General features: G+C 74.0%; 11 protein-coding genes. 8 read left to right on the forward strand and 3 right to left on the reverse strand.

The genetic code is table 11. From position 1 onward, the window contains the following. Positions 1–219 precede the first annotated feature (219 nt). From ACIBEJ_RS24130 to ACIBEJ_RS24150, 5 genes are read left to right on the forward strand one after another with little or no spacing between them, the layout of a single operon-like run. Positions 220–861: a sigma-70 family RNA polymerase sigma factor gene (locus ACIBEJ_RS24130; protein WP_397185038.1), complete on the forward strand. Its 642-nt coding sequence runs from the start codon at positions 220–222 to the stop codon at positions 859–861. Beyond that, on the forward strand, positions 861–2,207 hold the full coding sequence (locus ACIBEJ_RS24135) for an amino acid permease (RefSeq protein WP_397185039.1): 1,347 nt from the start codon (positions 861–863) through the stop codon (positions 2,205–2,207). The genes ACIBEJ_RS24130 and ACIBEJ_RS24135 overlap by 1 nt, the downstream gene beginning before the upstream one ends. Further along, positions 2,204–3,481, forward strand: a complete 1,278-nt coding sequence (locus ACIBEJ_RS24140) for an arginine deiminase (protein WP_397185040.1) — start codon at positions 2,204–2,206, stop codon at positions 3,479–3,481. Before ACIBEJ_RS24135 ends, ACIBEJ_RS24140 begins: the two co-directional genes overlap by 4 nt. Then, complete coding sequence (argF, locus tag ACIBEJ_RS24145; protein WP_397185041.1) at positions 3,478–4,464, forward strand: ornithine carbamoyltransferase; 987 nt, start codon at positions 3,478–3,480, stop codon at positions 4,462–4,464. The genes ACIBEJ_RS24140 and argF overlap by 4 nt, the downstream gene beginning before the upstream one ends. A gap of 1 nt (position 4,465) precedes the next feature. After that, positions 4,466–5,371, forward strand: coding sequence for a carbamate kinase (locus tag ACIBEJ_RS24150; RefSeq protein WP_397185042.1), 906 nt, complete (start codon positions 4,466–4,468; stop codon positions 5,369–5,371). Here ACIBEJ_RS24150 and ACIBEJ_RS24155 read toward each other — a convergent pair. Both ACIBEJ_RS24155 and ACIBEJ_RS24160 read right to left on the reverse strand, forming a co-directional pair. Continuing rightward, complete coding sequence (locus ACIBEJ_RS24155; protein ID WP_397185043.1) at positions 5,368–5,619, reverse strand: WhiB family transcriptional regulator; 252 nt, start codon at positions 5,617–5,619, stop codon at positions 5,368–5,370. The genes ACIBEJ_RS24150 and ACIBEJ_RS24155 overlap by 4 nt on opposite strands. Continuing rightward, positions 5,616–5,912, reverse strand: a complete 297-nt coding sequence (locus ACIBEJ_RS24160; RefSeq protein ID WP_397185044.1) for an STAS domain-containing protein — start codon at positions 5,910–5,912, stop codon at positions 5,616–5,618. The genes ACIBEJ_RS24155 and ACIBEJ_RS24160 overlap by 4 nt, the downstream gene beginning before the upstream one ends. Positions 5,913–6,202: 290 nt before the next feature. On the opposite strand from ACIBEJ_RS24160, the gene ACIBEJ_RS24165 reads away from it, so the two are divergent. Continuing rightward, complete coding sequence (locus ACIBEJ_RS24165; RefSeq protein WP_397185045.1) at positions 6,203–9,064, forward strand: LuxR C-terminal-related transcriptional regulator; 2,862 nt, start codon at positions 6,203–6,205, stop codon at positions 9,062–9,064. 212 nt (positions 9,065–9,276) lie between these two features. Then, positions 9,277–12,177, forward strand: coding sequence for a LuxR C-terminal-related transcriptional regulator (locus ACIBEJ_RS24170; protein WP_397185046.1), 2,901 nt, complete (start codon positions 9,277–9,279; stop codon positions 12,175–12,177). Positions 12,178–12,410: 233 nt separating this feature from the next. Here the strand turns inward: ACIBEJ_RS24170 and ACIBEJ_RS24175 are convergent, their stop codons facing one another. Beyond that, entirely contained in the window at positions 12,411–13,178 is a 768-nt protein-coding gene (locus ACIBEJ_RS24175) for an SDR family oxidoreductase (protein WP_397185047.1), read from the reverse strand. Between the two features lie 250 nt (positions 13,179–13,428). Here ACIBEJ_RS24175 and ACIBEJ_RS24180 point away from each other — a divergent pair, with 250 nt between their 5' ends. Then, the gene (locus tag ACIBEJ_RS24180; RefSeq protein WP_397185048.1) at positions 13,429–13,839 is read left to right on the forward strand and encodes a cupin domain-containing protein; all 411 of its coding nucleotides are present in this window, start codon (positions 13,429–13,431) and stop codon (positions 13,837–13,839) included. The last annotated feature ends 55 nt before the right edge of the window (positions 13,840–13,894 follow it).

Consider the following 13,894-nt stretch of genomic DNA (forward strand, 5'->3'; position numbering starts at 1 on the left):
ACCAGAGGACGACGGTGAGGGTGCCGCGTCCGCCGGCGGCTTCCCGCCCCGGTGCATGTCCCAGGGTTCCAGCACCACGGGCGGGACACATCGCACGAACGCGTGAGATCACGCCGCAGGATCTTCACCACCCGATTTCATGTATCCGTGTGATGTCCGGCGATCCCGTCCGGCGTTTGCTGAGTCTCCTACTGACACCCACTTTTCAGTGGAGACTCCATGATTTCCACCTGCAGGCCCCTCGCCCAAAACCGGGCGGGCGAGTCGGCGTTCGTCACTGTTCGTCCCCGGCTCTTCGCCATCGCCTACCGCTACCTCCGGGACGTGGGCGAGGCGGAGGACGTGGTCCAGGAGACCTGGCTGCGCTGGGACCGCGCCGACCGCTCGGTCGTGGCCAACCCGCCCGCGTTCCTCGCCGTGACCGCCACCAGGCTCGCCATCAACGTCGCCCGCTCGGCCAGGCGCCGCCACGAGACGTGCGTGGGCCCCTGGCTCCCCGTCGAGATGGGGTACGGCGGCGCCGGCCTCGAGACCGCGGCCGAACGGTACGAGGCCGTCGACCTGGCGGTCCGCCTCCTGCTGGAGAAGGTGTCACCGGCCGAACGTGCCGCGTACCTGCTCCGCAAGGCTTTCGACTACCCCTACCGGCGCATCGCCGAGGTGCTCGGCCTGGCCGAGGTCCACACGCGCCAGCTCGTACGGCGGGCGCACGCGCGCCTGGCCGACGACCGGTGCCGTCCGGTGGACGCCGTCGCGCACCAGCGCCTCGTGCAGGCGTTCCTGACCGCGGCGCAGACCGGTGACCTCGACAGTCTTGAGAAGCTCCTCGTCGCCGACCTCCCCCTGAAGAGGAGCGCGTGATGAGCCAGGACCTCGCGGCCCCCGACGGGCGCCGCTTCGGGCTCGGCACGGCCTCCGCGCTGGTGGTGGGCTCGGTCATCGGGACCGGCGTGTTCGCCCTGCCGTCCGCGCTGGCGGCGTTCGGGCCGATCTCGCTGGTGGCGTTCACGCTGGTCACGATCGGCGCGATCGCGCTCGCCCTGACCTTCAAGGGCCTGGCGGCGCGGCTGCCGGGAGCGGGCGGTCCCTACGTCTACGCCCGCGACGCCTTCGGGGAGTTCGCCGGTTTCCTCATCGCGTGGAGCTACTGGATCACCGCGTGGGCGGGGAACGCGGCGATCGTGGTGGCGTGGGTCGGCTACGTCGAGGTGTTCTGGAACACCGGGCACGAGGTCGGCTGGTCGATCGTCATCGCGCTCACCGGCCTGTTCCTGCCCGCGCTGGTCAACCTCGTGGGCCTGCGCAGCTTCGCGGCGTTCCAGATCGTGACGACCGTGCTGAAGTTCATCCCGCTGCTGTTCATGGCGACGGTCGGTCTGCTGTTCATCGACTCGGCCAACTTCGGCGACTTCAACGCGAGCGGAACGTCCTGGTTCGGCGCGATCGGCGCGGCGGGCGCCATCGCCCTGTTCAGCTACCTGGGCATCGAGACCGCGTCCGTCGCCGCGGCGAGGGTCAGGGACCCCGAGCGCAACGTGGGCCGGGCCACCGTCTACGGAACCCTGGCCTGCGCCGTCGTCTACATCCTCGGCACCGTCGCCGTCTTCGGCACCGTCGCCCGCGCCGACCTGGCCGCCTCGACGGCGCCGTTCGCCGATGCCGCCAACGCCATGTTCGGCGGCCAATGGGCGGGGGCGACGGTCGCCGCCGCCGCCATCGTGTCCGGCTTCGGGGCGCTGGTCGGATGGACGCTGATCGTGGCGGAGATGCCGCGCGCGGCGGCGCGGGACGGCCTGTTCCCCGCCGCGTTCGCCCGGCAGAGCCGCGGCGGCGTCCCCGCGTTCGGGATCGTCGTGTCCACCCTGCTGGCCGCGGGGCTCACCGTGGTTAGCTACACGAGCTTCGAGCAGGTGTTCGTCGCGGTCGTGCTGCTGTCGGTGCTCACCTCGGTGATCCCGTACCTGCTGTCGGCCGCCGCGCAGATCTACTGGCTGCGCACGGACGGCCGGCGGACACGGGCCGGCCACCTGGTCCGCGACGTCTCCGTCTCGGCGGTGGCGCTCGTGTTCGGCTTCTGGGCGTTGGCGGGCAGCGGCTACCAGGCCGTCTACTACGGAATGTTCTGCCTGCTGCTCGGCGTCCCGGTGTACGTGTGGGTCAAGGCACGCGGCGGCGTGTACGGCGAGGCGGAGGCGGTGACGCGATGACCACGGACCACGAGGTGACGTTGCGGGTGGGGGTGCATTCCGAGATCGGCCCGCTGCGCGAGGTCATCGTGCACCGCCCCGGCCTCGAACTGGACCGGCTGACCCCGGACAACGCCGCGGACCTGCTGTTCGACGACGTGCTCTGGGCCGACCAGGCCAGGCGCGAGCACGACGAGTTCGTCAAGGTGCTGACCGGCCACGGTGTGCGGGTGCACCTGTTCGCCGAACTGCTGGCGCAGGCGCTGGCGACGCCCGGCGGCCGGCGCTTCGCGGTGGACCGCGTCTGCACCGACCAGCGGTTCGGCCCGGCCCTGGCCGGCGGGCTGCGCTCGCTCTTCATGGACACCGAGCCCGCCCTGCTGGCCGACTACCTGATCGGCGGCGTCGTGAAGTCGGAGCTGGGCCCGATCGGGGCCAGGGGCGAGGCCAGCGTGGCGTGGCAGAGCATCGGGATCGACGACTTCGTGCTCTCCCCGCTGCCCAACACGTTGTTCCAGCGCGACAACGCGGCCTGGATCGGCCGGGGCGTCGCGGTCAACCCCATGGCCAAGCCGGCCAGGAGCCGCGAGTCGATCAACACCCGCACGGTCTACCGCCACCACCCCCTGTTCGCCGGGGCCGGCTTCGACCCCGTCTACGGCGACGACGACCTGCACCACGCGCCCGCCACGCTGGAGGGCGGCGACATCCACGTCATCGGCGACGGCGTCGTCATGGTCGGCACGGGCGAGCGCACCACGCCCATGGGCCTGGAGATCCTGGCCAGGCGGCTCTTCTTCGGCGGCCATGCCCGCCGCCTGCTGGCCGTCGAGCTGCCCAAGGCCCGCTCGACCATGCACCTGGACACCGTGCTCACGATGGTCGACGTGGCCACCTTCGTGGCGTACCCCTATTTCGACCAGGACGCGGCGCGGGTCTGGCTGCTCACCCCGGACCCCGACGGAGGGAGCCTGGACGTGCGGCGCCTGCCCGGACTCGCCGCCGGGTTGCGCGAGGCGCTGGAGGACGACGGCGTCCGCATCCTCACCACCGCCGGCGACCGGCGCGAGGCGGAGCGGGAGCAGTGGAACGACGCCGACAACTTCCTGGCGATCTCGCCGGGCGTGGTGCTCGGCTACGAGCGCAACACCGCGACCAACACCATGCTGCGCGAGCACGGGCTGGAGGTCATCCCGCTGGCCGGCAGCGAGCTGGGCAGGGGACGCGGCGGCGCGCGGTGCATGACCTGCCCCGTCCTGCGTGACCCGCTCACCCCCGCGAAGGAGCCTTCGTGATCCGTTCCCTGCTCACCGTGACCGACCTCGGCCGCGAGGGGTTCCACAAGCTGCTCGACCTCGCCGCGGAGCTCAAGGAGGCCAAGCGGGACGGGCGCGAACGCCCGGTGCTGACCGGGCGCAACATCGCCTTGGTGTTCGGGAAGGACTCCACCCGCACCCGCTGCGCCTTCGAGGTGGCCGCCTACGACCAGGGCGCGCACGTCACCTATCTCGGCCCGTCCGGATCGCACCTCGGCAGAGAGGAGAGCGTCGCCGACACCGCGCGGGTGCTCGGCGCGATGTTCGACGGGATCGAGTTCCGCGGGTTCGGCCAGGAGACCGTCGAGGAGCTGGCCAGGCACGCCGGGGTGCCGGTCTGGAACGGGCTCACCGACCAGTGGCACCCCACGCAGATGCTCGCCGACGTGCTCACCATGCGCGAGCACCACCCCGGCGCGGTCGAGTCGATCGGCTACTGCTTCACCGGCGACGGCCGCGGCAACATCGCCAGATCGCTGCTCATGACCGGAGCCATGCTCGGCATGGACGTGCGGATCGCCGCGCCCGCCGCGCTGAGCCCGCCGCAGAGCCTGGTCGAGGAGGCCCGGCGGCTGGCACGGGCCAGCGGCGCCCAGGTCACGGTCACCGAGGATCTGCCGAGCGCGCTGGACGGCGCCGCCTTCGTCTACACCGACGTCTGGGTGAGCATGGGCGAGGCCGACGCCGAATGGGACCGGCGCGTCCCGCTGCTCACCCCCTACCGGGTCACGGCGGAGGTCATGGCGGCCACGGGCCGGCGCGACACCCGCTTCCTCCACTGCCTGCCCGCCGTGCACGACACCACCACCCAGGCCGGCCGGCGCGTCCACGAGCGGTACGGGCTGGAAGGGGCCGAGGTATCCGACGAGGTGTTCACCTCCCCGGCATCGGTGGTCTTCCAGCAGGCGGAGAACCGGCTGCACACCATCAAGGCCCTCATGGTCGCGGCGCTGGGAGGCTGACATGCTGGCCGTCGTCGCATTGGGCGGCAACGCCCTGCTCCAGCGGGGCGAGCGCCCGGACGCGGAGGTGCAGCGCCACCGCGTGCGGGCCGCCGCCCAGGCGCTGGCCCCGCTCGCCGCCCAGCACACGCTCGTGCTCTGCCACGGCAACGGGCCGCAGATCGGGATGCTGGCCGTCGAGAGCGAGAACGACCCGGCGCTGACGCACCCGTACCCGCTCGACACGCTCGGCGCCCAGACCCAGGGCATGATCGGGTACTGGCTGGCGCAGGAACTGGGCAACGCGGGCGTCGAACGGCCGGTCGTCACGGTCGTCACCCGGACCGAGGTGGACGCGGACGATCCCGCGTTCCGCACGCCGACGAAGTACGTGGGGCCCGCCTATCCGGAGCCGGTGGCCACGAGGCTGGCGCTGGCGCACGGGTGGACGGTCGCCCAGGAAGGACGCATGTGGCGCCGGGTAGTGGCCTCGCCGCCGCCGCGCCGGATCGTCGAGCTGCCCACGATCAGGGCGCTGGTGGCCGGCCGTACCCTCGTGATCTGTGGCGGCGGGGGCGGCGTGCCCGTGCTCGCCGGGGACGGCGGGCGGATGGAGGGCGCTCAGGCCGTCGTCGACAAGGACTTCATGGCGGCGCTGCTCGCCGTCGAGCTGGGCGCCGACCGGCTCGTGCTGCTCACGGACGTCAAAGCCGTCATGCGCGACTTCGGCACTCCGGCGGAGCGCCCGCTGACCTCGGTGGGCGTCGGCGAGCTGCGCGCCCTGAAGTTCCCCGCGGGCTCGATGGGGCCGAAGGTCGAGGCGTGCGTCCGGTTCGTCACCACGACCGGACGGCAGGCCGCGATCGGCGCGCTGGAGGAGGCGGGCGCGGTGTTCCACGGCAGCGCCGGGACCACCATCACCGCCTAGGCGAGCTGCCGGGCGCGCAGCCTGCGGCGTTCCGCGGGGGTTGTGCCACCCCACATGCCGTCGGGCTCCCCGGTCCCCAGAGCCCAGTCGAGGCAGGCGCGGCGGACCGGGCACGCCTGGCAGATCCGCCGCGCCTCGTCGGCGGCGGGTCCGGGACGGCCCTCCCAGGTGATCGGGAAGAACAGCTCCGGGTCGGCGTCCCGGCAGGCGGCGTGGCCGCTCCACCCTGACGGTTTGCGGGTTTTCATGATCGCCTCCAGGAGGTCGGGCGGGCGGCGAGTGCCTGCTCGACCGTGTCGTGGACGTGCATCCTGAGCGCCTCAAGGAGCCTCGCCGGTCCGCCGCGGGCCTCGGCCAGCCGTACGCCGGCGGCCTGGCGCGCGCACCGCACCAGGACGTTGACGCCGGAGCAGTCCATGAACGACAGCCCGGCCAGGTCGAAGACCAGCTCGTCACCCGGGCGGCAGTTGCCCGCGATGAACGCCGCGAGCAGATCGGCGTTGGCGAGGTCGACCTCACCGCCGACCGAGATCAGGCTCACGCCGGACAACCGCCGGTGACTCAGCGTCAGCGCATCGCAAGACACCGCCTGAGACTGGGGATGCGGAAAGACATCCATGTGGCGCACTGTGGTCTCTCCCTTGCTCATCAACACGCCAGCTATGACCTGGCAGCCCTGGAGGCTGTGACACCCCGGGGCGCGTTTTGCGGGACCCCCGGGGGTCACCGGGGACCGGGACCAGGTACTCCCCGATGCGACCGGGGCACCTCCGGCGTCACCGTGTGTGTATCGGCGACGAGCGTCCGTCCCCCGGGCCGAACGGAGGAGTCATGGCGGTCGAGAAGACGAAGAGCGTGCCTGATGGCGGCGAGGGAGAGAACCCCACGCCCCTGCGCGGGCGGCGCGACGAGATGGGACTGCTCACGGAACGGCTGGCCGCGCTGGCCGGCGGAGCGGGCAGTGTGGTGACGGTCGAGGGCCCGCCCGGCTCGGGGAAGACCAGGCTGCTGGAGGAGACCCGGGCACAGGCCGCCCGGGCGGGTCTGCCCTCCGGGCACGGGTCGGGCTCGCGCGACGACCTCGTCCTTCCCTTCGGGCCCCTGATGGAGGCGTTGTACGCGGGCCGCCGTACCCCCGGCCCGCGGGCGTGGACGTCGCGGGAGTTCCGGGACGAGCTGGCCGCGAGCGGGCCGCTGACGGTCTGCCTCGACGACGTGCGGTGGTGTGACCCGGGGACGCTGGACGCGCTGGCCACGCTCCCGCCCGGCCCGGTGCTCTGGGTCCTGGCGGTCGGGCCGGAGCCGGCCGAGGCGCTGCGCCGGATTCGCGCGCGCGCCGACGACCGGATCGTCCTGCGCCCGCTGGCCGACGACGCCGTCGCCGCCCTGGCCGCCGACCTGCTCCAGGCCGAACCGGACGAGTCGGTGATGCGCGTGGCCCGGCGCGCGGAAGGCGGACCGCGCCTGGTCGTCGAGCTGCTGCGCGGAATGCGCGAGGAAGGGCTCGTCACCGTCACGGACGGCGTCGCCTCCACGGCGGGGGAGAGCCTGCCCCGCCGCCTGCACGCCATGGCCAGGAACCGGCTCGACCAGTTGTCGCCCTCCGCCCGGCGGTGCCTCCAGGTCGTCGCCGTCCTCGACCGGCCCTTCACCGCCGAGGACGTGAACGCGCTCACCGGCGCCACCCCGTCCGAGATCGCCGCCCTGACCAGGGAGGCTATCGACGCCGGCATCCTGTCCCGCACCGGGGACCTCCTGACCTTCCGCCGGGACCTGTTCCGGCAGGCGATCCACGAGGCACTCCCCGCGGCGCTGCGCCGCTACCTGCGGCGGCGGGCGGTCAACGTCCACCTGGCCCACGGCGGCAACGTGGCCGACGTCGCCGCCGTGCTTGCCGAGAGCGCGGTGCCGGGCGACCTCCAGGCCGCCGGCCTGCTGCGCGAGGCGGCGGCGGACCTGGCCGCCACCGCGCCCTCCGCGGCGGTGGCGCTGAACCGCCGGGCGCTGGAACTCGCGCGGCCAGCCGGTCTCCACACCACCGCGAGCGTCGATGAAACCGTGGACCTGCTGGCCGCCGAGGGCCGGTTCGCCGAAGCCGGGACGCTGGCGGGCACCGCGCTCGAAGGCGTGCTCACCCCCGAGGCCGGGGGACGGCTGCGCCTGAGCATGGCGCGGCTGGCCAGCCACGCGTCGTTCCTCGAAGCGGCCCGCCACTGCCGGATCGGGCAGTCCTCGCCGGATCTGCCCGAGCCGCTGCGGGTCCGGCTGTCGGCCGTCCAGGCGTTGCACCTCGCCCAGACGGGGGACACCGCGCATGCCCTCGCCGCGGCGCAGCCGGCGCTCGGCGGCGCCGACGACGAGGCCAGGGCCACCGCGCTGGCGGCGCTGTCCCGGGTGGAGTTGTCCCGGCTGGACCTGGATCTCGCCGCCGAGTACCAGGACCGGGCCGACGCGCTCGCCGCCCGTTCCCGCACCCGGCACGCGCCGTGGGAGCTGGAGGGTTGCGGGCGGGCGTTTCTCCAGCTCGCCGCCGGGCAGGTCGGCGACGCGCTGCGCGACACCGACGAGGCGGTCCGGGTGGCCCGGCGGGACGGGCACACCGCCGCGGCGCACCTGTGGTCGATGAACCGGGCGCGGATCCTGCTCGACGCCGGGCTGCTGGCGGCCTGCCGTACCGAGGCCGAGGACGTCCTCGCGGGCGACCTGGGCTCCGGCGACTTCGCCGACCTCACCGCCCGGTACGCGCTCGGCAGGGCGGCGGTGCACCTGGGGGACCGGGAGGGCCTGCGCAGGTGCGCGGCCGACGGCGCGCGGATGATGGAGGCCGCGTCCTTCTCCGTACGCCGCACCGGCGCGTGGCTGGCCGCGCTGGCGGCCGACGCCATGGGCGACACCGCACGCCTGGCCGAACTGACCGGGCTCCCCGGGCAGACGGGGCAGACCGGGCAGACTGGGCTGGCCGGGCTCCCCGGACTATCCGGGCTCCCCGGGCTCCCCGGGCTCCCCGGGCTGGCCGGGCAGATCGGGCTCTTGGGGGACGTATCGCCGGCCGGGCTCCTGGGAGACGGACCGTTGCCCGGGGCCGCGCCCGATCCCGCCGACCTGGTGGTGCTCGCCCGGCTCGCCCTGCGCGCCGGGCTGCCCCTGGTCGCGGCCGCCGCGGCGGAGCGGGCGGCGGGGCTGGGGCCGGGATTCCCGTTGCTGCGGGGCGTCGCGGCACACGCGCGCGGGCTCGTCGACGGCGACCCCGACCTCCTGCAGCACGCCGTCAAGCTGCTGGCCGACACCGAACGGCCGCTGGTCCACGCCTCGGCGGCCGAGGACGCGGGCCGGGCCCTCGGCGCCTACGGTGACCCCGCCGCGCCCGAGCTCCTGGACACCGCTCTCGACCTCTACGAGGAGGCCGGGGCGGCGCGGGACGCCGGCCGGGTGCGCAGCCGGCTCCGCCTGCTCGGCGTGCGCCGGCCGCGCCGGTCCCGCGCCAGGTCGGCGGAGGGGCGGTGGGGGCTGACGGCGGCCGAGGTCGAGGTGGCCCTGCTGGTCGCGCAGGGAGCCACCAATCCGCAGGTGGCCGAGCAACTGTCGCTGTCGAGCCACACGGTCAACACCCACCTGCGCCACATCTTCACCAAATGGGATATCAGGTCGCGGCTGGAGCTGGCCCGGCTCGTGCTGGCCTACGAAGCCGCGTGACCGCCCCGGGGTGACCCCCCTGGGGTGACCGTCCCGGGGTGACCGTCCCGGGGTAACTCCCTGGGGTGACCATCCCGGGGTGGACCCCAGGGTGCCTAGGGACCCTGGCCAGGCACTCACGGAAGCGGTCCCGGCCCCGCTGCGGCCACAGTGGGTGGTGTAGGCGCCACCTGGGGGTGGCGCGGCACCGACGGGCCGGGGACGGAGGGGCGATGACGCCGAGAAGGGAAGCCGAGAGGGAGCCCGAGCTGCGCGGGCGGGACGCGGAACTCGCCGGGCTGGCCGGGCACGTCGCGCGGCTGCGCGAAGGACAGGGCGGCGTCGTCCTCGTCGAGGGGGCGCCGGGCGACGCCAAAAGCCGCCTCGCACGAGAGGCACGAGCCATGGCGCGGGGGGAACGGGCCATCAAACGGGAAGCACGGGCCGGTGTGCGGGAGGCGGGGGAGGCGCGGGGGGCGCGGGTTGTCGTGGGGGAGGGGCGGGGTGTCGCGCGGGGCCGGGCGATTCGTGTGCTCAGTGCTACCGGCGAGCGCCATCGGCAGGACGTCCCGTTCGGGGTGCTGCTGCGGGCGCTGGGGTCGGGTGAACCACCCCTCGCCGAGGCCGCCGGGCTCCTGGCGCCGGCCGAGCCCGCTGAACAACGGTTCTGGGTCATCAGGGCGTTGCAGGACCGGATCGCACGGGCAGCGCGGGACCGGCCCCTGCTCGTCTGCCTCGACGACCTGCAGTGGTGCGACGGCGGGACGCTGCTGGCGCTGCGCGCTCTGCCGGCCAGGCTGTCGGGGCAGGCGATCCTGTGGCTGCTCACCATCCGGACCGGCTCGCCCGGCGCCGAGGTGCGGACCACCGTCTCCAGGCTCGCCGGAGCCGGAGCCCACACGATCCACCTCGGCCCGCTGCCCGAGGACGCGGTCGCCGGGATCGCCGCCGACCTGCTCGGCGCAGAACCCGGCGCGGACATCCTCGACCTGCTGCGGCAGGTCGGCGGCCGGCCTCTCCTGGTCACGGAGACCCTCCGCGGGCTCCTGGGCGAGAACGCCGTCACCTGGGAGAACGGCGTCGCGCACCTGGCCGGTCGGGACGCCCCGGTCCCCTTCTACGGCTCCGCCCACCGCCTCCTCGGACACCTGTCCCCGGTCGCCAGGGAGATCCTCCGCCTCGCCTCGGTGCTCGGCCGCGAGCTGGACGCCGCCCGGCTCGCCGACCTCAGCGGGCGACACACCGCCGAGCTGGTCGGAGCCCTGCAGGAAGCCGTCGACGCCGGGCTCGTCGAACCCACCGACCCCCTCACCTTCCGGCACGAGATCGTCCGCGAGGCCATCAGCGGGACGGTGCCCGCGCGGCACCGCCAGACGATGCGCAGGCGGGCCGCCGAGCTGAGCATGGCGCAGGGCAGGCCCATCGACGAGGTGGCCACCGCCCTGGCCGAGGCGGCCGAGCCCGGCGACCACGAGCTTCTCGCCCTGCTGCGCAGGATCCTGCCCGAGCTGGCCCACGTCTCGCCCGACGCCGCGGTGGCGGTCGCGCGCAAGACCGTGGCGCTTGCCGTACCCGCTGGATCGGCGGAACGCGCGGAGGCGGTCGCGGACGCGCTCCCGCTGCTCGCGCGCTTCGGCCGCAGTGGCGAGGCGCGGGTGCTCGCCGAGTCGGCCCTGGAAGGACCGCTGCCCGCGGACGTGGAGGCGCGGGTACGGCTCGGCGCGGCCCTCTCGGCGCTCCAGGGCTCCTTCCTGGAGGTGATGCGGCACAGCAGCGCCGCCACCGCGCTCGACGGCGTCCCGGACCGGCTGCGCGCTCCGCTGCTGGCCCTGCGCTGCCTGGCCACGGTGTTCACCGGTGACGCTCCGGCGGCCGAACTGCTGGTCACGCCCACCGCGGAGACCGCGCTGCGGAGCGGGAGCAAGACCGCGCTGGCGTTGCTGCGCACCGCCGAGTCCGTGGCCAGGGTTCACCGGCTCGACTTCACCGCGGCGGAGGAGCTGTCCGTCCAGTCGGTCGCCGGCGTGACGGACCCCTCGGCGCTGTACATCCCCTTCACCTGGCGGGCCTCCCTGTACGGTCTCACCGGCCGGATCACGGAGGGCCTGAGCGCGACGGCCGACGGTGTGGCGGCGGCTCGGCGGCCCGGCCACTCCCAGGGGCTGACCCTCTGGCTCACGGTCCGTTCCCGGCTGCTCCTGGCGGCGGGACGGCTGGCCGAGGCGCGGACGGCGGCGGAGGCCGCGCTCGCGATGGTCGAGGAGTCCGGCGCGGGCGACAGCGTCTCCTCCGAGGCGATCTCCGTGATCGGCCGCGTCGGGTTGCTGACGGCCGACCTGGACGCCCAGCGGCGTGCCGCCGCGCACGCCGAGCACGTGCTGGCGACCGAGGCCGGGCCGATGCGCGCGGCGAACGCCCGCATGGCGGCGCGGATCGCCGACGCGTCGGGTGACCTGGACCGCGTGCGCGTCCTGCTGGAGGACTCCGCGCGGGGCTGCGGCCCGCCGATATGGTCCGCGGACCCGGCCGAGGACCCGCCTCTCGTACGGATCGCGCTGCGCTGCGGCGCGGTCGACTTCGCCGAGCGCATGGTCGTCCAGGCGGAGCGCAGGGCCGCCCTGAACCCCGGCTTCCCGATCTTCGCCGCGGTCGCCGCGCACGCGCGGGGACTGCTGGACGCCGACGTCCAGGCGATCCGGCGGGCCGTCAGGATCCTGCGCGACATCCCCAGGCCGCTCCAGCTCGCCTCCGCCATGGAGGACGCGGGCAAGCTGCTCCAGAAGACCGACCGCGACGCCGCCGTCAGGCACCTGCTGAACGCCGAGCGCGTCTACGCGCGGTCGGGCGCGGAGAACCCGGCCGGGCGGGTCAGGCGCGCGCTGGGGATCGCCGGTCGCCGCCACCGGTCACAGCAGCGGCCCCCCGCACAGGGCTGGGACGCGCTCACCCCCGCCGAACTGCGGGTCGCCTCGCTCGTCGCCGAGGGCGCGACCAACCGCCAGGTCGCCGAGACGCTCTTCGTGTCCCCTTCCACGGTCGGCACCCACGTCATGAACGTCTTCCACAAGCTCGGCCTGAAGTCACGCGTGGAGCTGGCCCGCGCCTACCTGGAACGCGAGGCGAACGCAGGCTGACCGGCAACCCCGCACAGCCGTCCCCCCGCAACCCCGCACAGCCGCCCCCGGCAACGGCGAACAGCAGACGGCGGGCGGAACAACGGAACGACGGCAAGCTTGGCGCGGCATGACGGCGGGCAGCGGGTGGTGAGTGGCGGGCTGCGCGGTGGCGGACGGCGTGGCGGGCGGGGTGGCGGGCTGCGGGGGCGAGTGGCTGGTGGTGGGTTTCACCAGGTTTGGTCGCGTGGGTTTCACCAGGTTTGGTCGCCGGCGCGGACCAGGATCTCGTTGATCGCGACCCGGCGCGCGCGGGTGACGACATAGGTGATCGCGTCGGCCACGTCGTCGGGACGCAGCGGCTCGATGCCGTCGAACTGGCCGCCGGGCGCGTCCCGGGAGGTGTCGCCGCGCGGGTTCACCAGGTCGGTGTCCACCGCGCCCGGGTTCACCACGCTGACCCGCACCCCTTCGCCGACCAGTTCCTGGCGCAGCGACTCGGCGAACGCGTTCAGCCCGGTGCTGGTCAGGCCGTACACGCTGCCGCGCGGGCGGGCCACCAGCCCCGCCGCCGAGCCGACGTTCACCAGGTCCGCCACCTGCCGCGGCGAGGTCGACGCGGCGTAGATCAGGTGCGGGATGGCGGCATGCGTGACGTGCAGCAACGCCGTCACGTTGAGCGAGATCATGCGGTCCCACTCCTCCAGGGTGGTGTGCAGCGCCGAGTTGAGCAGCATGATCCCGGCGTTGTTGACCAGGATGTCCAGGCGCCCGAACCGGTCCAGCGTGTCCTGCACGATGTCCTCGACGCCCGCGGGCTCGGTGATGTCGGCCTCTATCGCGAGCGTCTGGCAGCCCAGTGCGGCGATCTCGCTCGCGACCTGGTCCAGGCGCGTGTGGTGGCGGGCGACCAGCGCGACCGCCGCGCCCTCGAGTGCCAGGCGGCGCGCTGTGGCGGCGCCGATCGCGCTGCTCGCGCCGGTGACGAGCGCGACGGCCCCGTCCAGCGTCTGACCGTACATTGTCTGCCTCATTCCCTCGGTTGGAAGACCGCCGGCGCCTCGTGCCTGTCGGCCGCTTTTCGTACCCCGGCGTGACGAGACTCGCGCGGCCGGCCACCCGGTCGCATCAGGGAGTGTCACTGGTGTCCCTAGGACCGGGGACCACAGTGGGCCGCCGACGGCTGAGCGGGGACGGCTGAGGAGGGCTGTCACAAACGAGGGGGCGGTCCGGTCCTTGCTGTGACAGTCCTTTCAGCGGATGGAGAATGACATGAGCCACGAGCACGCGCAGATGCCCCCTGGTGTCGAGGTCATCAAGACCCTGCCGGGGGCGGCGACCCTGATCCCGGAAGGCGCCGAGGCCAGGACGATCCGGGTCACCCTGGCTCCCGGCGACCCCGGCGCGCCCCCGCACCGGCACCCCGGGCCGCTGTTCGGCTATGTGACCGAGGGCGAGATCCTCTTCGAGCTGGAGGGGCAGCCGCCCCGGGTGCTCAAGGCCGGTGACGCCCTGTTCGAGCCCGGGGGCGACGTGATCCACATGCAGGGCGGCAACAACCTTTCCGACGCCCGGTCGCAGATCGTGGTGACCATGTTCGCGCTGCCAGGGACCCCGGTGCTCACCGTGGTCAGCGCGGAGGAGCTGGAGGAGCGCAAGCACCTGCGGGTCGCCCCGGCGTGAAGTCCGCTGTCACACGTACGGGGGCCATCCGGTCTTAGCTGCGAAGCCTGGGCCG

It is taken from the genome of Nonomuraea sp. NPDC050790, assembly GCF_044456745.1.
Taxonomy (GTDB): domain Bacteria; phylum Actinomycetota; class Actinomycetes; order Streptosporangiales; family Streptosporangiaceae; genus Nonomuraea.